The organism is Candidatus Accumulibacter phosphatis, assembly GCF_012939955.1.
Taxonomy (GTDB): domain Bacteria; phylum Pseudomonadota; class Gammaproteobacteria; order Burkholderiales; family Rhodocyclaceae; genus Accumulibacter; species Accumulibacter delftensis.
Window position 1 is genome coordinate 106,478 of the sequence record NZ_SPMY01000011.1, and the last position, 20,942, is coordinate 127,419.

The window sequence follows — 20,942 nt, forward strand, 5'->3', positions numbered from 1 at the left end:
TCATCTTTCCTCCAGGCGAAGCTCCACGTAGGCGCGGTCTCGCATCTGGCGCAGCCAGTCCTGATAGGCCTCATCCCGCTTGCGCTCGCGTAGCACCTGCCGTGCCGCAGTGCGCTGACGATCACTCGACACATCCTGGACGCGACGTTCGGTGACCTCGATCAAATGGAAACCAAAAGGCGATTTCACCGGCTCACTGAGCTGGCCAGGAGCCAGTTGATTCATCGCCCCCTCGAACTCCGGTACCGTATCACCGGCGTAGATCCAGCCAAGATCCCCACCTTTCGACGCCGAGCCGTCCTGCGAGAAAAGCCTGGCCAGATCGGCAAAGTTCTCGCCGTGCTTGATGCGCTGGTGCAGGGTTTCCACGGTATGTCTGGCCTCCGGTTCCGAGACCACTTCGTTGACCTTGATCAGAATGTGCCGGGCGCGCGTCTGCTGAACGGCCGGCAAGGCACCACCGCCCCGCTTGCCGAGCAACTTGACCAGATGAAAGCCGTTCGAGCTGCGCATGACCGGCGACACCTCGCCCACCTGGAGCTTCGCGGCCACTTCGGCAAACATCGTCGGCAGGCGATTGAGTGAACGCCAGCCAAGATCGCCGCCACGCAGACCATCCGGCGCATCCGAATAAGCAGCAGCCAGTTGGGCGAAGTTCTCGCCTTGGCGCAGCCGCTCAACGATCTGATCGCTCTTTGCGCGTAGCTGTTGAATCTGCTCCGGGCTTGCCGACTCGGGGGCACGCAGCAGGATGTGCGCCATCTGGTACTCTTCACCACCGGCCTGCCCCGCCTCGCCCGCCAGATAATTGTCGATCTCACCTTCGGAAATGAAAATCCGGCTGTCAACCTCGCGCTCACGCAAGCGCGCGATAGTCATTTCGGCGCGAATCTCCTCGCGAAAGCTGGCAAACGCAATACCGTCTTTTTCCAGCGCCACCCGGAACTGCGCGAGCGTCAGTTTGTTATTGCTGGCAATACGTTGCAGCGCCTGGTCAAGCTGTGCATCGTCGACGCGCAAGCCCACCTCGCGGGCAAACTGCAACTGTACCTTGTCGATGACCAGGCGTTCGAGCATCTGCTTTTCGAGCACCTCCCGCGGCGGCAGGGCGGTCCCCTGTCGCTGCAGTTGCCCCAACGCGGAATCGAGACGCGAACGCAACTCGTGATGCGTTATCACCTCGTCATTGACGACGGCAACGATACGGTCGGCAGCCAGCGGCTGGCTGCTTGGCTTTGCAGCGCCTTGTGCCGCCGCCACCCCGACGAGAACAAGGGAGAGCAGCAACGCGCGAAATATAAGCATCATGGTCACCCTTACTGTTCGGCCAGAGCCGAATCGGTCTGCGGCTGATTAGCGACGCCGTAACCGGGAATCCTGCGCTGCAGGAGGTTGATCGGACTCGATCCCAGGCGCGAAAAATCGCTCAGTTCAAGTTGCACAAAGGCTCTCGTCGTCGCGTCCGCCTCGGTGGTCTGCAGACGCTGACCGACGACGCGCACCACCCAGCAACCCGCGTTGTATTCCAGGCCACCGATAATCTCGATCGGCTGCTTCTGAAGAAACGAGTAGTTGTAGCGACCTACCGCCTGCAAGCGGCCGTTGATCGGCCACTGCCCCGAAATGTCGACCTGTTTGATCGGCGTCACCGCCTGCGGATTGTAGCTGTAGGAGGCGTTGACCAGCTTGCCGGCTGCCGGGAAATAGCGCGTCCCGATCGAAAAGCGGTCGGTCTGCTGATTGTCCACGTCGTACTGTAGCGCCGCGTCGGCATAGACTCGAGGCAACACCTGCCCGGTAAAACCGGCCAGAAAATCAGATCGGCCCCACTCGCGAGTGGTCGCTCCCGGCAGCGCTACCTTGTCGTCGGTGAAGTAAAGTCGCTGCCCGATCATGCCGCGCATGATCTCACTCCCGGAGGCCGGATCGATCAGGCGCGAAGACAGAGCGGCGGTCAATTGATTGGCGTTGTTGATACGATCCCAGCCGGAGAACTGGTTGTCGGCAAAAATCTGCGCGAAGTTGAAGTCGGCCAGCGCGGTATCGAAGATCGGGATGTCATTCTGATCTTCGTACGGGATGTTGAGATAGTAGAGACGTGGCTCGAGGGTCTGCGTGTAGTCGCGACCGAACCAGTTACTGGGGCGCTCGAAAGTCATCCCCGAATCGACGCTGAAGATAGGCAGGTTGCGATTGATCGAAGTCGGGAGGACGTTCGCCGAGCCCGGATAGGACAATGCATAGTGCGTGACGTTGACCCCGAGCCGCGGCGTGACATACCACCCTGGCGTCACATAGGGAATTGAAATCTGCGGCTGCATGACTGTCCGCTGTCCCTCGACGGTCGACGCATCGGGACGAACAAAATCAGTGTACTGCCCGAAGAAGGCGCTGTCGGTCGAGTAGAAGTCCGGTTGCCGCGCGTTTAATGTGATTTGCGGCATGAGCTGATAGGGTGGCGTGACCGGATTCTGGGGGTCCGGCTGCAGCGTCTGAAAGGACTGCACGTTGGCCGTCGCGGTCCACCACCCCCCACCGCTGTAGGTCACCAAGCCTTGCTGCAGAAGCTGCGTTTCAGACGTCTGGGTGATCTCGCTCGACAGGTCAGTGTAGTAGTCGCTGTCCGAGACCCGGTTGTAGTTAACCGCGCCAGAAAAGCCGTTGCCCGCGACCTGGCTATGCGTCAGCGCCACACCCCAGCGATCCCTGTCCGCCACGCGATCATTAGGAAGATACTCGGCGCGCAGGTTGCCGAAATAGGTCCCACCATACGCGGCGTTGAGGTAGCGGAAGTCGGTGCCCATCAGCAGGCCACGTTTGGTGAGCAGCGTTGGCTCAAACGTGGCGTCCATGTTCGGTGCAATATTCCAGTAGTACGGCAGCGTAAACTCGAAACCGCTGTCACTACTGGAACCATAGCTTGGCGTCAGAAATCCCGATTTACGCTGGTTGTTGAGCGAAAAGGAAAACCACGGCGCGTAGAGAATCGGCACCCCGAGGAAATGGACGGTGGCGTCGTTACCGCTGCCCACCTCATTGTCGTAGTCGAGATGCAAAGCGGCGGTACTCAGATACCAGTCGTCATTGCCGGGCTTGCAGGTGGTGTAGGTGGCCGAGTTCAAACGGATCTGGTTCTCGCCTTCGAAGTCGATGCGCTGCGCCGTGCCGCGTGCTTCCGTCGTGCCACCATTTGCGCCATCGTGATACTTGAGCGTGGTCTGCCCGGGCGCCACGCCATAGAAACGGGGTGCCGCAAAACCGCTGGTGAATTCGCTGCCGAGCTCGGTTGACGCCTGGTCGTGAGCCCCCGCGCCGCCAGATTCCGCGCCCGCCACCGGGCGGGGTGGGCGCTTCACGAGATAGGAAGCATCGTCGAAGAAACCAAATTGATCTTCGAGCCGCATCCGCATCCTGGTACCCGAAACGACGTCATCACGCTGCTGAAAGCGCGCACTCCCGACCGCCTCGACTTCGTCGTCCACCGGCCAGTAGGTCATGCGGTCGGCGGTCAATACCTTGTCGAGCTGGCGCAATTCGGCATTGTCCTGAGCAATGAGCTCCCGGTCGACAATGCCCGATATCCTCTGCGCGCTCAGAAAGGTCGCTTGCGACCCGGCTTCCGTTTCAGCTGACTGCGGCCTGACGCTTTCCGGCGCCGACGGCGCGGCAGCTGCTTCGGCTTGCGTGGCCGGCACCGGTGCGGGCGCAGGCAAGGACATCGTCGTGGTGCTCATGGTGGCCGCCGCTGCGTCGGGCGCGTGCGTCGGCGCCACGCTCGCCCGGACATCAGCCGCACCGGCCTCCGGCATCTCCTCGAGCGGCTCGGCCAGGCGTTGATCGGGCTGGCTGATAACCGGCAGCGGCTGTTCGGCATCCTGCACCAGCGCTGGTTCCGGTTGCACTTCCGGTTGCACTTCCGGTTGCACTTCCGGTTGCACTTCCTGCCTGGACGCCGTGTCAGGCGTAGCGACGGTTTCGACCGACGGCTGCTTGCTGACTTCGGCCGCAGCTGGCAGCGGCTCTGCCGTGCTTGTCGGCGCAGGCACGGGTTGCGCCTCGATGAGCGGAGTCAACTCCGGCTTGCTCGCCGCAGGCACGCTCTTTACCTTCGCCACCGGCGGCCGCTCGAGCGGCACGGCGGGTGCCGCTGCCGGCAAGCCAAGCAAGGCGGGATCGACGCGCAGCGCTGGTTCGGTCTGCGCCTGTGCGAAGCCAGGCAAGCTGCCGACAAGCGCACTGGCGACACTGCAGCAAAAGATCAAGGTCAGCGGCTTGCGCCGAAAGGGAAACGTCATTCCAGAGTCGTCAGTGGAGGAGGATGCGACGGATTGCTCGGGTGCCAGGCTGTGGAGTCATTGGCTTCTTGCCTGTGACGGCGCTTCAAGCCGTACCCGGATGGTAAAATCGATCGCACATTTTAGCATCATCGTTCAAGGAGAAGCGGCATGCCGCGTACCACCCTGCTGCGCAACTGGCTCGGCCAAGTCTTCGCGCCGGCTTTCCCCGGCTGGGATGTGCACCTCGAAGCGGCCTCGGCCGACGCCAGCTTTCGGCGTTATTTCCGCGTTCTGCTTCCCGATCAAACGACGCGCATCGTCATGGACGCGCCCCCAGAGAAAGAAGACTGCCGCCCCTTTGTCCAGGTCGCCGCGCTGTTTCGCGAGGCCGACGTGCATCTGCCCGAGGTCCTCGCCAGCAATGTCGAACAAGGCTTTCTGCTGCTCTCCGACCTCGGCAGCACCACTTACCTGAGCGCCCTGCAGGATAGAAGCGTGGCGCCACGACTCTACGCCGATGCCAACCGGGCACTGCTCGCCATCCAGCTCGCCAGTCGCCCCGACGTCCTGCCGGCATACGACCGCGGGCTCCTCAGCCGCGAGCTGGCTTTGTTTCCCGAGTGGTACCTGCGCCGCCACCTCGGAGTGAGCATCGACGAAGGCATGCAAGGCACTTTGCAAACGGTGTGCGAAGCGATCCTGGTGAATAACCTGCAACAACCACAGGTATACGTCCATCGCGACTACCACTCGCGCAATCTGATGCTCGTCGGCGAGCCCACGCCCGCTTTTCCGAGCAACCCCGGCATTATCGATTTCCAGGATGCGGTCTACGGGCCGCTGACCTACGATCTCGTCTCGCTTTATCGTGACGCCTACATCGACTGGCCGGAAGATCAGGAGCTCGACTTCGTGATCCGCTACTGGGAAGGGGCGCGCCAGGCCGGACTGCCGGTACAGACCGATTTCCACGACTTTTATCGCGACTATGAATGGATGGGCGCGCAACGCCAGCTCAAGGTGCTCGGCATCTTTGCCCGCCTCTGCCATCGCGACGGCAAGAGCGATTACCTGGCCGACATGCCGCGCGTGCTGAGCTATCTGCGTCGTACCTGCGAGCGCTACAGCGAACTGCGGCCGCTCGCCCGCCTGCTCGACGTGCTCGAGAAGCGCCCGGTCAGCGTCGGCTACAGCTTCTGATGAAGGCCATGATTCTCGCCGCCGGCCGCGGTGAACGCCTGCGGCCGCTCACCGACAGCACCCCCAAACCACTGCTAATGGCTGGCGGCAAAGCGCTGATCGTCTGGCATCTGCAAGGCCTGGCAAGAGCCGGCTGGCGTGAAGTGGTGATCAACCACGCCCATCTCGGCGAACAAATCGAGGCCGCACTGGGCGACGGCAGCGATTTCGGCCTGCGTATCGCTTACTCGCCCGAACCGGTCGGAGCGCTGGAAACCGCCGGTGGCATCGCCACGGCACTGCCACTGCTTGGCGAGGAAGCCTTTCTGGTGGTCAATGGTGACATCTGGTGCGACTGGGACTTTGCGCAGGCCAGGCGCATCGCCAGCGCAGTCGACCAGCGCCGCGCCCACCTGCTGCTGGTCGACAATCCAGCGCACCATCCCGGCGGCGACTTCTGCCTCGACGGCGAAGACCTGCGCACGGCAGTCGGAACGTGCGACGGAGCGCTCACCTACGCCGGCATTGGCGTTTTCTGGCCCGATTTCTTTGCCTCTGTGGCGGCCGGCGTGAAGATGAAGCTGCGCCCCTTGCTTGACGCCGGTATTGCCGCAGGTACCGTCACTGGCCAACGCCATGAAGGCCGCTGGGTGGACGTTGGCACCAGCGAGCGCCTTGCCGAACTCGACCTGGAGCTGGCGCAAAACCGATGAGCCACACAACCCACGCCAAACGTCGCCAACGCGTACTCGACAGCCTCGGTGACGGCGTCGCTGTCCTGGCCACGGCACCCGAGCGTCTGCGCAACCGCGACTCCCATTATCCCTACCGCTTCGACAGCTACTTCTGGTACCTGAGCGGCTTTGCCGAGCCCGATGCGGTGATGGTCCTGGTGGGCGGCGAGCGCGCGAAAGCGATTCTCTTCTGCCGCGAGAAAAATGAGGAACGCGAAACCTGGGACGGTTTCCGCTACGGACCTGACGCCGCCGCCGCGGCCTTCGGCTTTTGCGAAGCGCACCCGATCGGACTTCTTGACGACATGCTGCCCAAGCTGATCGCCAACCGCGCGGCCCTGTGGCACTCGCTGGGTCACGACAGCGAATGGGACCGGCGCATCACCAGCGCGCTGAATACGGTTCGCACTCAGGGGCGCAGTGGCACGCGCGCGCCCGGAGAAATCCGCGACCTGCGCGGCTTGCTCGACCAGATGCGACTGATCAAGGATGGGCACGAAATCGAGCTCATGCGCCGTGCCGCCGACATTGCTTCGGCCGGCCACAGCCGCGCCATGCGTGCCTGTCAACCGGGCATGGCCGAGTACGAACTCGAAGCCGAATTGAGTTACGAATTTCGCCGCCGCGGTGCCGACGGCCACGCCTACACGCCGATCGTGGCCGGCGGCGCCAATGCCTGCATCCTGCACTACGTCGACAACAACAAACTGCTGGCCAGTCAATCGCTGGTCCTGATCGATGCCGGCTGCGAGGTCGCTGGCTACGCCTCGGACATCACCCGTACTTTTCCGGTAAGCGGACGCTTTAGCGCCGCCCAACGCGAGGTCTATGAAATCGTCCTCGCAGCGCAGCAGGCGGCGATTGCCGCGGTACGCCCGGGTGCCTCGTTCGCCGCCTATCACCAGGCAGCGCTGCGCGTCCTGTCACAGGGGCTGATCGATCTCAAGCTGCTCAGCGGCAGCGTGGACGGCGCCATCGAGAGCGAAGCCTACAAGCCGTGGTACATGCACCGCACCGGCCACTGGCTCGGCCTGGACGTTCACGACGCCGGCGAATACAAGACTGGCAGCGCAGACGACGACTGGGTCAGGCTGCTTCCCGGCATGACCCTGACCGTCGAGCCGGGCCTCTACTTGCGGCCCGGCAGTGCCGTCCCGGAGCATCTGCACGGCATTGGCGTGCGCATCGAGGACGACGTCCTGGTGACCAGCGACGGCTGCCTGACCTACACCAACGCGCCACGAACGATCGCCGAAATCGAGGAAGTGATGCGCCATGAGTGAGCAGCTGAAGGATACCGAAAGCACCACCGGCGCCAGCGATGAGAGCAGCGTCGACGTCGCCATCATCGGTGCCGGGCCGGTCGGCATGGCGCTCGCCCTGGCGCTGGCGGCGGGGCCGCAGCGCGTACTGCTGCTCGACAGCCGCGCGCGTGCTGCCTGGTCCGGCGATCCGCGCGCCTTGGCGCTGGCGCATGGCAGCCGCCAGCTCCTCGAACACCTCGGCGCCTGGAACACCGCTGCGGCGACGGCAATCGAGAGCATCCACGTTTCGCAGCGCGGTGGCTTCGGCCGCACGCTGATCGACGCCAGGGAATATGGGATTGCCGCACTCGGCTACGTGATGCGCTACCGCGATCTCGCGGCCACCCTCGATGCGAGCATCGATGCGCACAGCACGGCAACTCAGCGCCTGTACAGCCGTACCGTGCTGGGCATCACCACCGACAGCGAGGCTGCCGAGATTACTCTGGCCGAGCCAGCCGCAGCAGCCGGCAACACCGCCGCACCACGCCGTATCCGGGCCAGACTCGTCGTCCATGCCGAAGGCACTCCCGCCAGTGACCCCGCGGTGCGCGTGTACGATTATCGGCAGCACGCCATCGTCGCCGAGGTTCGCCCCGTTCCTGGCCACCAGCATCGGGCATGGGAACGCTTCACTCCCAACGGTCCGCTGGCGCTGCTGCCGCTGGCCGAGGACTACTCGCTGGTGTTTACCGTAGCGCCGGAAGAAGCCGCTCGCTTGCTCGACCTCGACGAGGAGGCTTTCCTCGCCGCCTTGCGTGCACAGTTCGGCAGCCGCCTCGATTTTGTCGCCAGCAGCCCGCGCGCCAGCTTTCCTCTTGCGCTGCGCGTCCGCGAGCAGCTGGTCGACCCACGCCAGGTATGGATCGGCAACGCCGCACAAAGCCTGCACCCGGTCTCCGGCCAAGGCTTCAATCTCGGCTTGCGCGACGCCTGGGCGCTCGCCGCCGCGCTGCTTGCCAACGCCAGCGGCGACGCGGGTGATGCCGCCACCCTGGACAGCTACGCGCGCGCGCGCCGCCTTGACCGCAAGGGCAGTATCGCTTTCACCGACGGCATCGTGCGCGTCTTTGGCAATGACCTGGCACCGCTACGCATCGCTCGTGGCCTCGGACTGCTGGCGCTCGACGTCTTGCCACCTCTACGCCACTTCGTTGCCAGGCGAATGATCTGGGGCGCCCGCGCCTGGCCCTAGACCATCCCCGGAGAACTAGTAGCGCCGACTGAGCGCTCGCGCCAGCCACCGCAGGCAAGGAAAATCTCGTCGCTTCAGTTCGCTTTTGCGGGTGATTCCGCTAGACTTCGTCGCTTCCCCAGTCCCTGCCAAAGCGCCCTGACGATCCCATGCCGCAAAACAACATTACCCCACCGCTGATAGAGTTCAAGGGAAGCACCCTGCCGGTCGTCACGGTCAGCCTGCGATCCCTGCAACTGGGCGAACTCGGCGAAGCAGCCAACGCCCTGTTCGGTGACGATCCGTTTTTCGATGGCGAGGCGGCGGTGCTCGACTTGTCACAGGCTGGCGCGGTGTCGTCGGCGAAATGGCAGTTTTTGAAAGAGCTTTTCCGAGCCCACGGGCTGAATGTGATGGGTGTACGGGGCGGCAGCGACGAGCTTCGCCAGAGTGCCCGCACTGCCGGCCTGCCGACCTACGCGGCGGTCGACCGTTCGGCACGCGCACTGCCGCCAGCTGATGAGGAGCGTTCAGGGCCCGCGCCAACCGGCGCGCCGGCAATGGCGGCAGCAGCGCCGCCGCCAGCGCCTCCGGCAGCGAAACCCGAGCCCACTGCCAGTACGCTTGCAAGCACCAAGTCGGCGACACTGTTCCTCACCCGGCCCTTGCGTTCCGGGCAACAGATCTATGCTCGTGGTGGCGACCTGGTCGTTCTCGCCGCGATCAACTCTGGTGCCGAAGTGATCGCCGACGGCCACATCCACATCTACGCCCCCTTGCACGGTCGCGCGCTGGCAGGCGCCAGCGGCGACACCGAGGCGCGCATTTTCAGCACCCGTTTCGATGCTCAACTGGTCTCGATTGCGGGCCTCTACCGGACTTTCGACAGCGGCGTTCCGGCCGACCTGGCAGGCCAGACGGTACAGGTCAGGCTCACTGAAAAAAACTGGCGACAGCTTAGGGAAACTCATCGTCGAGCCGATCTAGACGGATTAACAACGATGCAGGCACTGGCAATAGCATTGCAACGACGGCGCCAGTCAACAGAACTCCCATTCTGCGGGTAGAATCCCAGCTTTAACCTGCGGGGAAAGATCTGTGACACGTATCGTCGTCGTAACGTCCGGCAAGGGTGGGGTCGGCAAGACCACCACCAGCGCCAGCTTCGCATCAGGCCTCGCTCTGCGTGGTTACAAAACTGCGGTCATTGATTTTGACGTCGGCTTGCGCAACCTCGACCTGATCATGGGCTGCGAGCGCCGTGTGGTCTATGACCTGGTCAACGTCCTCAACGGCGAGGCAACGCTCACTCAGGCGCTGATCAAGGACAAGCATTGCGAGAACGGCAATCTCTTCGTCTTGCCAGCTTCACAGACTCGCGACAAGGACGCGCTCAGCGAAGAAGGAGTGGAGAAAGTTCTCAAGGAACTCGAACACATGGCCTTCGATTACGTCATCTGCGATTCACCGGCGGGCATCGAGCGCGGCGCAGTTCTGGCCCTGACCTTTGCCGACGAGGCGCTGGTGGTCAGCAATCCCGAGGTGTCCTCGGTACGCGACTCAGATCGTATCCTGGGCATCATCCAGGCCAAGTCACGCCGCGCCCTGAGCGGCGGCGAGCCGGTCAAGGAGCATCTGCTGATTACGCGCTATTCGCCCAAGCGCGTCGAGGACGGGGAAATGCTCTCGTACAAGGACGTGCAGGAGATTCTGCGCGTGCCGATCATCGGCGTCATTCCCGAGTCCGAGGTGGTACTGCAATCGTCAAACGCTGGCTCACCGGCGATCCACCTTGCCGGTAGCGACGTTGCCGGCGCTTACCTTGACGTGGTTGGCCGTTTCCTCGGCGAAACCATCCCGCTACGTTACGTCGACTACGAGAAGCCCGGCCTGTTCAAGCGATTCTTCGGGGGGAAATAAGGATGTCCCTGTTCTCCCTGATCTTCGGCGGCAGCAAGCCCAGGACGGCGTCCATTGCCAAGGAACGCCTGCAACTGATCATTGCCCACGAACGCAACGGCAGCAACAACACGCCGGACTTCCTGCCAGCCTTGCAGCAGGAATTGATGGCCGTGATTTCCAAGTACATCTCGGTCAACCCCGACGACATCAAGGTGTCAATCGAGAAGCAGGGAAACATGGAAGTTCTCGAGGTGAACATCGTCATGCCGGACACCGCCAGCAAGACCTAGGTTGAGGCTCAACGGCCAAGCTGGGCGCCACGGCGCCAGAATGAGAGCCGGAGGCTGCCGCCTCGCACCCCGAAAACGGGGCTTGACTACCTTGCCTGAGAGTGCCGCTTGGTGATTGGTCTGCGGGCCACGCGATATCGGGAAACCCGACTGATGAATCTCGTCGGCAGGCAAGATCGTCTGTTTTTCGGGCGCCAATCGCGGTAGAATTCCGATCTTGCCTTGCGCCCCGGCACCTCACCGCCATGGAATTCCTCGGATTTACGCTTCGCAACAACCTGTTTGTCGCGCCGATGGCAGGTGTGACCGATCGACCTTTCCGGCAACTTTGCAAGAGCCTGGGCGCCGGCCTCGCGGTCTCCGAGATGGTGACCTCGAACTCGCTGCTCTACGGTAGCGCGAAGACTCGCCGGCGCGCCAATCATGAAGGCGAAGTGGCCCCGATCTCGGTGCAGATCGCTGGCGCCGACCCCGCAATGATGGCAGCTGCCGCACGCTACAACGTCGATCGCGGAGCACAGATCGTCGACATCAACATGGGCTGCCCAGCCAAGAAGATCTGCAACGTCATGGCCGGCTCGGCCCTGCTCCGCGACGAGCCGCTGGTGGGAAAGATCCTCGCGGCGGTGGTCAATGCGGTCCCGCAGACGCCAGTGACCCTGAAGATCCGAACCGGCTGGGACACCAGCAACCGCAACGCCCTGAGCATTCTGAAGATCGCCGAGCAGTCGGGTATCCGGGCACTGGCGATGCACGGGCGGACACGCGCCTGTGGCTACAGCGGACACGCCGAGTACGACACCATCCGCGCGGTGAAGGCCGCGGCCCGCATTCCGCTGATCGCCAACGGCGATATCGTCTCACCGGAAACGGCAAAGTTCGTTCTCGACAGCACCGGTGCCGACGCTCTGATGATCGGCCGTGCGGCCCAGGGCCGCCCCTGGCTGTTCCGTGAGATCGAGCATTTCCTGAAAACCGGCACACATCTGCTGCCGCCCCGAGTCACGGAAATTCATCGCATTCTGCTTGCCCACCTGGAAGACCTTTATCTCTTTTATGGCACAGAGACCGGCGTGCGCATCGCGCGCAAGCATATCTCCTGGTACACCAAGGGTCTGGTCGGATCGGCCGCATTCCGCCACATGATGAACCAATTGCCGACCATCGCCCTGCAGCGGCAAGCGGTCAACGACTTTTTCCTGACGCTCGCCGAGCATCACGAGCACCTGCCCTACGTCAATAGCGATCCGGCCGCGCCGGTGCTAAGCAACGCCCATTGTGAGGATCTCGCCGCATGAAGCGACATCACGACGAGGAAGAAGATATTGCCAGTTTCGTCCGCAAGGCACTGGAAAGCTATTTCCTGCACCTTGACGGCGAAAAGCCGGCGCCGGTTTACGAGATGGTGATCAAAAGCGTCGAACGCCCGATGCTCGAAGTCGTTCTCAAGCAGGCCGGCGGCAACCAGACTTTCGCTGCCGAGATACTCGGAATCAACCGCAACACGCTGCGCAAGAAGCTGGTCGATCACCGGCTAATCGCCTGAACGATCATCGCCTGAACGGCCTTCTTGCTCCAATCCTCCTTCCCCTGCCGCAAACCTGCCCACCATGAAAATACGTCAAGCCCTGATCAGCCTCTCCAACAAGAATCATGCTCTCGAATTTGCCCAGGGCCTGGTCGCCCACGGTGTCAAACTGCTATCGACCGGCGGCACGGCAAAAATCCTGCGTGATGCCGGGCTGGAGGTGACCGAGGTCGGTGATTACACGGGCTTTCCGGAAATGCTCGACGGCCGCGTAAAGACACTGCATCCGAAGGTGCACGGCGGCATCCTGGCCCGCCGCGATCTGCCAGAACACCTGACGACCATTGCGCAACATGGCATTCCGACCATCGATCTGGTTTGCGTCAATCTCTATCCTTTCCGGGAAACGATTGCCAAACCCGAGGTGACGCTCGCCGAGGCAATCGAGAACATCGACATCGGCGGCCCGGCAATGCTGCGTTCAGCGGCCAAGAACTACACCGGCGTAGCCGTGGTCACCGATCCTGACGACTACCCGGCGCTGCTCTCGGAAATGGCGGCCAACGAAGGCGGTCTGACGGCGGCCACGCGCTTCGCCCTGGCCAAGAAGGCCTTCGTACACACCGCGCGCTACGACGCGGCAATCGCCAATTGGCTGACTTCTCTCGACGAAAACGAGCAGGTACAAGCCTTTCCCGAGCGCCTGCAACTCGCCTTTGATCGCGGCGAAACGCTGCGTTACGGCGAGAACCCACACCAGCAGGCCGCTTTCTACCGTGATCCAGAACCAGTTTCCGGTTCGATCGCCAACTACCAGCAGCTGCAGGGCAAGGAGCTCTCGTACAACAACATCGCCGACGCCGATGCCGCCTGGGAGTGCGTCAAGAGCTTCGCGACCCCGGCCTGCGTGATTATCAAGCACGCCAATCCCTGCGGCGTCGCGGTCAGCACCGATCTGCTGTCGGCTTACGAAAAAGCTTTCCAGACCGACTCGACGTCGGCTTTTGGCGGCATCATCGCTTTCAACGGCACGGTCGACACCGACGTCATCCTGGCCATGAACTCGCGCAAGCACTTCGTCGAGGTCCTGCTCGCTCCCGCGTTCACGGCTGCGGCCCGGGAACTGCTGTCCGGAAAGCAGAACCTGCGCGTCCTGGAGTTGCCACTGGCCAGGGTCTACCACGGCTTCGAGATGAAGCGCATCGGCGGCGGCCTGCTGCTACAGACGCCCGACAAGTTCAACGTTCAGGCGTCCGACCTCAAAGTCGTCAGCACCCTGGCGCCGAGCGAGTCGCAAATTGAAGACCTGCTTTTTTCCTATCGCGTCGCCAAATTCGTCAAGTCCAATGCCATCGTCTTCTGTGGCCATGGCATGACCCTGGGCGTTGGTGCCGGCCAGATGAGCCGCGTCGACTCGACCCGAATTGCCGTAAGCAAGGCGCAGAGCGCCGGCCTCGATCTGGCCGGCTCGGTGGTCGCTTCGGACGCTTTCTTCCCGTTCCGCGACGGTATCGACGTTCTCGCGGCCGCCGGTGCCAAGGCGGTCATTCAGCCCGGGGGATCGATGCGCGACGAGGAGGTGATTGCCGCCGCCAACGAGCATGGACTGACAATGGTGTTCACCGGCGCCCGCCACTTCCGGCACTGAGCAAATTTCAACGAAGGCGGCGGCAGTGAAGGGTATGCCAGGCTCTTTTGAGCCAACCTGGATATCCGAAGCCAGATGGCAATCGTCCTGCTGCGGACCAGCAGCAGGCCGCCATGACCACTCTGAGGGGAGAGGATTTTTATGAAACTACTGGTCATCGGTTCAGGCGGTCGCGAGCATGCACTCGCCTGGTGTCTGGCGAAGACGCCTGGCCTGCAGAAGGTCTTTGTCGCGCCGGGCAACGCCGGCACGGCTGCGGACCGAGCGCTTGAAAATGTCGCCATCACCGATCTCGACGCCCTCGCCGATTTCGCCGAAGAGCAAAAGGTGTCGCTGACCATCGTCGGCCCCGAAGCGCCCCTGGCTGCCGGTATCGTCAATCTCTTTCGCGCCCGTGGCCTGAAAATCTTCGGCCCAAGCAAGGAAGCCGCGCAGCTCGAAAGCTCGAAGGACTTCGCCAAGCGCTTCATGGCCAGGCACGGCATTCCGACGGCGCGCTTCGCCACCTTTAGCGAGCGCGCTCCGGCGCACGCCTACATAGACCAACAGGGTGCGCCAATCGTCATCAAGGCCGATGGTCTAGCCGCCGGAAAAGGGGTGGTGGTGGCGATGACTCGCGACGAAGCGCACGCCGCGCTTGACCGCATGCTGCCGGCCGAAAGTACGTACGCGCCGACGGGCAGCACGCCAGCGCAGGTGGTCATCGAAGAGTTCCTGGAAGGCGAAGAAGCCAGCTTTATCGTCATGGTCGACGGCAAGGACGTACTGCCACTGGCATCGAGCCAGGACCACAAGCGTATCGGCGACGGCGACAGCGGCCCCAACACCGGCGGCATGGGTGCCTACTCGCCGGCCCTGGTGGTGACGCCAGAGGTTCACGCCAAGGCGATGCGCGAAATCATCCTGCCGACGGTCCGGGGAATGGCTGCCGAGGGCACCCCCTACACCGGTTTCCTCTACGCCGGACTGATGATCGGCAAGGACGGCTCGGTGAAAACGGTGGAGTTCAATTGTCGCCTGGGCGACCCGGAAGCCCAACCCATCCTGATGCGCCTGAAGTCCGACCTGTTCACGCTGCTCGACCACGCGGTCGCCGGCAAACTCGACCAGGTCGAAGCCAGTTGGGATCGCCGCGTGGCACTGGGCGTCGTGCTTGCCGCAGCCAACTACCCGGGTACACCGCGTACAGGGGACGTCATCAGCGGTCTGCCGAAAGTCAGCGAATACAGCGAATACAGCGAAGATAGCGAAGACAGCCACATTTTCCACGGCGGGACGAGCGAACGCGATGGTCAGACGGTCACCGCCGGTGGCCGCGTACTTTGCGTCACGGCGCTCGGCGACAACGTCAAGCGAACGCAGAAACGCGCCTACGACCTGATTGTCGGGATTCACTTCGACGGCATGCAATATCGCCACGACATCGGCCACCGCGCCGTACCGCGATGAGCAATGCAGCAAGGCAGGGCGGCTCGGCCAGCGAAAGCTTGCGATGATCGACACGGCACTCCTGAGGAGCTACTTCACCGGCCTGCAGACGCGCATTGTCGCGGCGCTCGAAGATATCGAGGGCACTCCTGGGCCAGCATTCCGTGCCGATGCCTGGCAAAAAGCGGAGGGCGAACCGCTTGCCGGCAATGGCTGCACCAGCATTATCGAGGCTGGCCGCGTATTCGAGCGCGGTGGGGTTGCCTTCTCGCAGGTCAGCGGTTCCGCGCTACCCGCTTCGGCGACCGCCAAGCGCCCCGAACTGGCCGGTCGCGCTTTTGAAGCCATGGGTGTTTCCCTGGTATTACACCCGGAAAACCCTTACTGCCCGACCGCGCACATGAACGTGCGCGCGCTGGTGGCGAGCAAGGCCGATGCGCCAGCGGTGTGGTGGTTCGGCGGCGGCATGGACCTCACCCCCTACTATCCGGTCAGTGAAGACATCCGGCATTTCCACGCCACCTGCAAGAAAGCCTTGCAGCCTTTCGGCGATGACGTCTACGGCCGGTACAAGAAGTGGTGCGACGAATACTTTTTCCTCAAGCACCGCAAAGAGCCCCGCGGGGTCGGTGGCGTATTCTTCGATGATCTGAGCGAGGGCGGCTTTGAGCGCTGCTTCGCCCTGACACAAGCCGTCGGCGAAGCGTTTACCGAAGCCTACCTGCCGATCATCGACAAGCGCCGGGACCTACCCTACGGTGAACGCGAGCGTGACTTCCAGGCCTATCGGCGCGGGCGCTATGTCGAGTTCAATCTGGTCTGGGACCGCGGCACTCTTTTCGGCTTGCAGTCGGGCGGGCGAACGGAATCCATCCTGATGTCACTGCCGCCGATTGTCAAATGGCGTTACGACTGGCAACCCACCGCCGGCAGCCCGGAGGCCGAACTCTACGAGATGCTGCAACCGCGCGACTGGGCCTAGCTAGCCTAAGGTGCAAGTCGTAGACGCGGTTCACGAACGTCCCTTCTCCGCTGCGGGAGAAGGGACTTAGCCGGGCAATCGAGGTACTGACTGTGACTGCTGAGCTGAGCTGACCGCCAGTCGAAGCAGCGGCGTCGCAGGGCGCAGGGCGACCTGCTCGGCAGCTGCCCGGTAGTGCGGCATGGCCTCATCCCAGCGTTCGGTCTGTTCGAAGAGGCGGGCGAGTTCCAGCCTGACCGCGCGCTGATCGACCAGCGATAGCGAAGCCTCGAGGTAGATTTGCGCCTTGCCCCACAAGCGCTGCTGCAAGCACAGGCGGCCCAAAGTGAGTAGTAGTTGTGCGTCCTCGGGATGCTGCGGCAGCCATTTCTCGGCGCGCGCAATACAGGAGGTCAGGTCGCGGCCCCGCACCTGGCCATAGAGTTGTATCAGATCCGAATCCCACTGCGTGTCGAGTTGCTTCTCGATCATCCGCTGCGCCTCATCGTCAACCCCGTGTTCGAGCAAGGCTTGGCAAGAGGTTTGCGTCAGCCGCAGGCTACGTTCCTTGGCCGGAATAGCGCGCAGGTAGGCCAGCAATTGGCCCTCGTCCGCCGCCTGCTGCTGGCGGATGGTTTCCTGATGTGCCTGGGTCTTTATTTCCTGCACCAGTTCAGGCGGCAAAGCGTCGCGCTTCTCGAGTACGCGCGCCAGTTTCAGGACCTCCGGCCAGTTTCCGCAACCCTGCTGGGCACGCAGTTCAAGGCGCAGTGCTGCGATGTGCCGACCAGAGATGTTCTGCAGCGCCTGCAACACGCTTACGGCCTCACCGTATTGCTCATGGTCAATGGCCATCTCTGCTTCCAGCATCAGCCGTGCAGGGTCGAGACGCGGGTTGTTAACGCGACCGAGCCACTCCTGCTCTTTCTCGGGTTCGCGCAGACCATGCGCCGCTCGCGCTGCCAACAGCGCTGCCAAGCCCGGATCCTGCCCGGCAGCGTAGGCCTCACCGGCTTTCTTCAAGGCCTGCGTGAAACGCCCTTCTAAAAGCAGGCGAATGGCCTCGTGAAAAGACGCCGTGGCTTTCTCACGACGGCGACGCGCGCGATAGCCAGAAACCCGACTTGGCAGGGAGAGCGTCAGGCCAATGGTGCGCAGCACCAAGAACAGCAGTACGAAGGCGAGAACAAAGAGGATGATCGCCAGACTGAGGGCGACCTCAATACGATACGGTGGTACGATCAGCAGCACATAGCCGTCGTTGACCCGTGCTGTCAGCGAAACGCCGACAGCCATGGCAGCAAGTGCCAGTAGCCAAAGTAGTCCTCTCACTGGCGCTCCTGACCAAGCTTGACGGTCTTGACTGCAGACCTGCTTTCGTTAAGCGTCGGCATCTCGATGTTGATCTCGGTGGCGATGAGCTGTTCGAGATTGGCTTGCGCGGTCTGCAACGAGGCAGCGCTGGAATCGAAATAGCGATTCATCCACGCCTGAGCATGCTTGAGCTCGTTCTGGAAAGTCCATTGATCACGGGCCAGCAGAGCGAGGCGAGCATTCAGCAAACGCAACTTGAGATTTTCGCGCAGAAAGAACGCCTGACCGGGCGTCAGCAAGGCCGGCTCATCGCGGTCAAAACGCTGGATGCGGACCAGGGATTTCACTTCGCCCCAGACCTCGCGGCCCAACCGCTGCCACAGCTCGGCGCTGACCAGTTTCTGCCAGAAGTCGACACTGGTCAGCGCAGGCCATTCGGCAGGCACTGGCGCTGGGGCGGCCTGCGCGGCATCTTTCGCGTCGTCGCCATGCGCCGGGGAACGCCCATCGACGGCCAGAGGAATCGTATCGAGCGCATTGATGACGCTTTCCAGGCGCAAGCTCATGGCCGCAACATCGATCTGCGGCAAGGCGCGCAGAAGTTCGAGATCGCTGCTCAAAACCTTGCGCAGACTGACGAACTGTGGTCGGCTGCTTGCCGCCAAACGGGTTTCGGCACTTTGCAGGGCGAGGACGGCGGCCTGCACATTACCTGCCAGCTGCAACTGCTGAGCAGCCAGGGTCAGGCTTTGCTCGACCTCGGCCAGCGCCAACTCATCCCGGCTGCGAGCCACATCCTGGTATAACTTCTCGAGCATCGCCTGCTGGCTCTGCGATTCGCCAACCTTCGCCTCAAGCGCAGCGAGGCGCCCGAGGAGGCCAGCCATCTGATCGCTCGCCCCCTTGGACAGGGCGCGGACTTCCGCGCCACTCGAATCGCTATCGGCCAGGCGGCGAGCCAACTCCTGCTGCGTATCGGCCATCTTCTGCCGGGTTTCGAACCACTGCCAGGCCACCAGACCAAGGACTATCAGCACCACCAGCAACCAGGGATTGCGCCAGTCAGGCGACTGCTGACTCGCCGCGGCCGGATTAGCCGCTGGCCCGCTTGCCGCCGGCTGCTCGCTAGCAACTGACGCACCGTCAGACACCGGCTCACTAGCCACGGCTGGCGTCGCTGCAGGATCCTCGACAGCGGCGGGTGTCGCTGCGGCGGGGGTGGAGCCATCGAGCGTTGCCTGCGCGTCCGGCAAGGGCTTCTGTTGGGCCAGGGGCTCGGCTTCCGATGCCGCTTGTTCGGCCTCCGGCAAGGAGTCCTTTTCGGGCAGCGGATCCGTCTCCGGCCGCTGCTCACTCGCGGGGAAAGACTCGCTTTCCAGCGATGTCCGAGAACCCGGCGGCGGCTCGTCTGCTGGCGGCTTGCCAGCCGACTCAGCGGCAGCCTGCTCGGGGAGTGAAGACCTTGGGTCGATTTTTTCTTTCATCATGACCGCCAATTATATACGTTCAGAGCAGCAATGATCCCAGCATCTGCCGGTTCGGTCAGAATCACCCGCTGCAAACCAAGTTTCCGCGCCAGCTCGGCAATTCGTGGGTGTGGCACGAACACCGGAGTAGTGCGCAGAGACGCACGCGCGGGGGCGTCGAGCAGGTCGACCAGGTTACGCAACCCCTCGCTGGATGAAACTGTGAGCGCGTCAAGCTGCTCGCTGCGCCACAGCGCTTCAAGCACTGCCGCGCTGTCGGGCGCGGAGCGCTGATAACAACTTACATAGTCGACCTCGGCCCCGCGTTCTCGCAAGCTGTCGGCAAGTAACTCACGACCGCCGTTGCCGCGAAAGATCACTACCCGTTTCCCGGCAACGCAGGGTCGCTGCAATGCCGGAAGTTCGAGCAAGGCTTCGGAGTCGAAGCGTTCAAGAGGCGCCAGCGTATTCTCGATCCCGTACGCCGCCAGCAAGGCGACGCTCCCCTGACCAATGGCCACTGCCTGCAAGTCGGCTGGCCAGCCGCGGGAAGAAAGGATCGCCGGAACACTGTACTCGACAGCATTCGGGCTGATGAAGACAGCCAGTGCATAAGCATCAAGCTGTGCGATCGCCACGCGCAACGGTTCCGGCTCGTCAGTCGGCGCGATATCGAGCAATGGGAAAAGCAGCGGCTCTCCGCCCTCTTTGGCAATCCAGGCGGCCAGCCGGGGTGCTTGCGCACGTGGCCGCGTAACGACGATTCTCTTGCCGCACAGAGCCCCGGTCATTGGCCTGCCGAAAGCTGGTCAAGAATGGCGCCAGCGCCCTGGTCGCGCAAGCTCTGCGCCAAGCCACGGCCAACCGACTCGCTGTCCTCCGGAGCGCCACGCAGCTCACCCGCAAGCAGCTGCCTACCGTCCGGAGTAGCGACGAAGCCACGCAGCCACAGCTGACCGTTTTCAAGCATCGCATGCGCGGCCAGCGGGATCTGGCAACTGCCGCCCAGCGCGCGTGAAAAGGCACGCTCCGCGAGCACACACCGAGCCACTGCCGGATCGTTGAGCGGCGCCACCAAGGCGATCAGGTCCGCGCGCTGCGCTGGCACCTCGATACCGAGGACGCCTTGCCCCGGTGCCGGCAAGGACTGCTCCGGGGTCAATAGCGACGCAATTCTGCCAGCCAGACCAAGTCGAATCAGGCCCGCGGCGGCGAGGATTATGGCGTCGTACTCACCTGCATCAAGCTTGCGCAGGCGCGTATCAAGATTGCCGCGCAGGCTTCTGATGACCAGTTCGGGGTAGCGAGCGCGCAGGCTCGCTTCACGGCGCAGGCTCGAGGTGCCGATCACGGCCTTGGCCGGCAGGTCGTCGAGGTCGGCAAAGCGATTGCAAACAAAGGCGTCGCACGGATTCTCACGCGACGAAATGGCGCCCAGAACGAAGCCATCTGGCAGGTCCATCGGCAGGTCCTTCATCGAATGCACGGCGAGATCGGCCTGACCGTTATGCATCGCCACTTCGAGCTCTTTGATGAACAAGCCCTTGCCACCGATTGCCGACAGCGGGCGATCGAGGATCTGGTCGCCGCGAGTGGTCATGCCCAGGATCTCGACTTTTCGCTGTGGGTATAATTCGGCAAGACGCCCGCGCACATGCTCCGCTTGCCACATGGCAAGCCGCGACTCGCGCGAGGCAATGACAATACGCGACTGATCTGGATTTGCAGAGTTCAAGG

At 62.9% G+C, this 20,942-nt stretch carries 18 protein-coding genes; 12 read left to right on the plus strand and 6 right to left on the minus strand.

What is annotated here, in order from left to right; genetic code table 11:
* Both E4Q23_RS04355 and lptD read right to left on the minus strand, forming a co-directional pair.
* Positions 1-1,305, minus strand: coding sequence for a peptidylprolyl isomerase (locus tag E4Q23_RS04355; RefSeq protein WP_248595235.1), 1,305 nt, complete (start codon positions 1,303-1,305; stop codon positions 1-3).
* A gap of 11 nt (positions 1,306-1,316) precedes the next feature.
* Entirely contained in the window at positions 1,317-4,295 is a 2,979-nt protein-coding gene (gene lptD / locus E4Q23_RS04360) for an LPS-assembly protein LptD (protein ID WP_169065493.1), read from the minus strand.
* Positions 4,296-4,445: 150 nt separating this feature from the next.
* Here lptD and E4Q23_RS04365 point away from each other — a divergent pair, with 150 nt between their 5' ends.
* The 12 genes from E4Q23_RS04365 (at position 4,446) to hemF (ending at position 16,446) form a co-directional block, all read left to right on the plus strand.
* The gene (locus E4Q23_RS04365) at positions 4,446-5,477 is read left to right on the plus strand and encodes an aminoglycoside phosphotransferase family protein (RefSeq protein WP_169065494.1); all 1,032 of its coding nucleotides are present in this window, start codon (positions 4,446-4,448) and stop codon (positions 5,475-5,477) included.
* A complete protein-coding gene (gene murU, locus E4Q23_RS04370; protein ID WP_169065495.1) occupies positions 5,477-6,169 on the plus strand; it encodes an N-acetylmuramate alpha-1-phosphate uridylyltransferase MurU in 693 nt (230 codons plus the stop codon). Before E4Q23_RS04365 ends, murU begins: the two co-directional genes overlap by 1 nt.
* Positions 6,166-7,473: an aminopeptidase P N-terminal domain-containing protein gene (locus E4Q23_RS04375; protein WP_169065496.1), complete on the plus strand. Its 1,308-nt coding sequence runs from the start codon at positions 6,166-6,168 to the stop codon at positions 7,471-7,473. Before murU ends, E4Q23_RS04375 begins: the two co-directional genes overlap by 4 nt.
* Positions 7,466-8,689 (plus strand): FAD-dependent monooxygenase, encoded by a 1,224-nt coding sequence (locus E4Q23_RS04380; protein ID WP_169065497.1) that lies wholly within the window; start codon positions 7,466-7,468, stop codon positions 8,687-8,689. Before E4Q23_RS04375 ends, E4Q23_RS04380 begins: the two co-directional genes overlap by 8 nt.
* A gap of 149 nt (positions 8,690-8,838) precedes the next feature.
* Entirely contained in the window at positions 8,839-9,735 is an 897-nt protein-coding gene (minC, locus tag E4Q23_RS04385) for a septum site-determining protein MinC (protein WP_169065498.1), read from the plus strand.
* A 31-nt stretch (positions 9,736-9,766) separates the two neighbouring features.
* Positions 9,767-10,588 carry a septum site-determining protein MinD gene (gene minD, locus E4Q23_RS04390; protein WP_169065499.1) on the plus strand — a complete coding sequence of 274 codons (822 nt, stop codon included), beginning with the start codon at positions 9,767-9,769 and terminating at the stop codon, positions 10,586-10,588.
* A 2-nt stretch (positions 10,589-10,590) separates the two neighbouring features.
* Entirely contained in the window at positions 10,591-10,860 is a 270-nt protein-coding gene (gene minE / locus E4Q23_RS04395; RefSeq protein ID WP_169065500.1) for a cell division topological specificity factor MinE, read from the plus strand.
* A 245-nt stretch (positions 10,861-11,105) separates the two neighbouring features.
* Positions 11,106-12,158, plus strand: a complete 1,053-nt coding sequence (gene dusB / locus E4Q23_RS04400; RefSeq protein ID WP_169065501.1) for a tRNA dihydrouridine synthase DusB — start codon at positions 11,106-11,108, stop codon at positions 12,156-12,158.
* Entirely contained in the window at positions 12,155-12,406 is a 252-nt protein-coding gene (locus E4Q23_RS04405; RefSeq protein WP_169065502.1) for a helix-turn-helix domain-containing protein, read from the plus strand. The genes dusB and E4Q23_RS04405 overlap by 4 nt, the downstream gene beginning before the upstream one ends.
* A gap of 64 nt (positions 12,407-12,470) precedes the next feature.
* The gene (purH, locus tag E4Q23_RS04410) at positions 12,471-14,036 is read left to right on the plus strand and encodes a bifunctional phosphoribosylaminoimidazolecarboxamide formyltransferase/IMP cyclohydrolase (protein WP_169065503.1); all 1,566 of its coding nucleotides are present in this window, start codon (positions 12,471-12,473) and stop codon (positions 14,034-14,036) included.
* Positions 14,037-14,177: 141 nt separating this feature from the next.
* Complete coding sequence (purD, locus tag E4Q23_RS04415) at positions 14,178-15,485, plus strand: phosphoribosylamine--glycine ligase (RefSeq protein WP_169065504.1); 1,308 nt, start codon at positions 14,178-14,180, stop codon at positions 15,483-15,485.
* 43 nt (positions 15,486-15,528) lie between these two features.
* Complete coding sequence (hemF, locus tag E4Q23_RS04420; RefSeq protein WP_169065505.1) at positions 15,529-16,446, plus strand: oxygen-dependent coproporphyrinogen oxidase; 918 nt, start codon at positions 15,529-15,531, stop codon at positions 16,444-16,446.
* Positions 16,447-16,512: 66 nt separating this feature from the next.
* Here hemF and E4Q23_RS04425 read toward each other — a convergent pair whose 3' ends face one another.
* The 4 genes from E4Q23_RS04425 to hemC are packed head-to-tail and all read right to left on the minus strand — an operon-like array spanning position 16,513 to position 20,940.
* Complete coding sequence (locus E4Q23_RS04425; RefSeq protein ID WP_169065506.1) at positions 16,513-17,757, minus strand: heme biosynthesis HemY N-terminal domain-containing protein; 1,245 nt, start codon at positions 17,755-17,757, stop codon at positions 16,513-16,515.
* Positions 17,754-19,223 (minus strand): uroporphyrinogen-III C-methyltransferase, encoded by a 1,470-nt coding sequence (locus E4Q23_RS04430; RefSeq protein ID WP_169065507.1) that lies wholly within the window; start codon positions 19,221-19,223, stop codon positions 17,754-17,756. Before E4Q23_RS04430 ends, E4Q23_RS04425 begins: the two co-directional genes overlap by 4 nt.
* Positions 19,223-19,996: a uroporphyrinogen-III synthase gene (locus E4Q23_RS04435; RefSeq protein ID WP_169065508.1), complete on the minus strand. Its 774-nt coding sequence runs from the start codon at positions 19,994-19,996 to the stop codon at positions 19,223-19,225. Before E4Q23_RS04435 ends, E4Q23_RS04430 begins: the two co-directional genes overlap by 1 nt.
* Positions 19,993-20,940: a hydroxymethylbilane synthase gene (gene hemC / locus E4Q23_RS04440; RefSeq protein ID WP_169065509.1), complete on the minus strand. Its 948-nt coding sequence runs from the start codon at positions 20,938-20,940 to the stop codon at positions 19,993-19,995. The genes E4Q23_RS04435 and hemC overlap by 4 nt, the downstream gene beginning before the upstream one ends.
* Between the last annotated feature and the right edge of the window lie 2 nt (positions 20,941-20,942).

Coding starts and splice junctions, on each gene's coding strand:
- E4Q23_RS04355 (WP_248595235.1), bottom strand. CDS start 1,305: ATGCTTATATTTCGCGCGTTGCTGCTCTCCCTTGTTCTCGTCGGGGTG.
- lptD (WP_169065493.1), bottom strand. CDS start 4,295: ATGACGTTTCCCTTTCGGCGCAAGCCGCTGACCTTGATCTTTTGCTGC.
- E4Q23_RS04365 (WP_169065494.1), top strand. CDS start 4,446: ATGCCGCGTACCACCCTGCTGCGCAACTGGCTCGGCCAAGTCTTCGCG.
- murU (WP_169065495.1), top strand. CDS start 5,477: ATGAAGGCCATGATTCTCGCCGCCGGCCGCGGTGAACGCCTGCGGCCG.
- E4Q23_RS04375 (WP_169065496.1), top strand. CDS start 6,166: ATGAGCCACACAACCCACGCCAAACGTCGCCAACGCGTACTCGACAGC.
- E4Q23_RS04380 (WP_169065497.1), top strand. CDS start 7,466: ATGAGTGAGCAGCTGAAGGATACCGAAAGCACCACCGGCGCCAGCGAT.
- minC (WP_169065498.1), top strand. CDS start 8,839: ATGCCGCAAAACAACATTACCCCACCGCTGATAGAGTTCAAGGGAAGC.
- minE (WP_169065500.1), top strand. CDS start 10,591: ATGTCCCTGTTCTCCCTGATCTTCGGCGGCAGCAAGCCCAGGACGGCG.
- dusB (WP_169065501.1), top strand. CDS start 11,106: ATGGAATTCCTCGGATTTACGCTTCGCAACAACCTGTTTGTCGCGCCG.
- E4Q23_RS04405 (WP_169065502.1), top strand. CDS start 12,155: ATGAAGCGACATCACGACGAGGAAGAAGATATTGCCAGTTTCGTCCGC.
- purH (WP_169065503.1), top strand. CDS start 12,471: ATGAAAATACGTCAAGCCCTGATCAGCCTCTCCAACAAGAATCATGCT.
- purD (WP_169065504.1), top strand. CDS start 14,178: ATGAAACTACTGGTCATCGGTTCAGGCGGTCGCGAGCATGCACTCGCC.
- hemF (WP_169065505.1), top strand. CDS start 15,529: ATGATCGACACGGCACTCCTGAGGAGCTACTTCACCGGCCTGCAGACG.
- E4Q23_RS04430 (WP_169065507.1), bottom strand. CDS start 19,223: ATGAAAGAAAAAATCGACCCAAGGTCTTCACTCCCCGAGCAGGCTGCC.
- E4Q23_RS04435 (WP_169065508.1), bottom strand. CDS start 19,996: ATGACCGGGGCTCTGTGCGGCAAGAGAATCGTCGTTACGCGGCCACGT.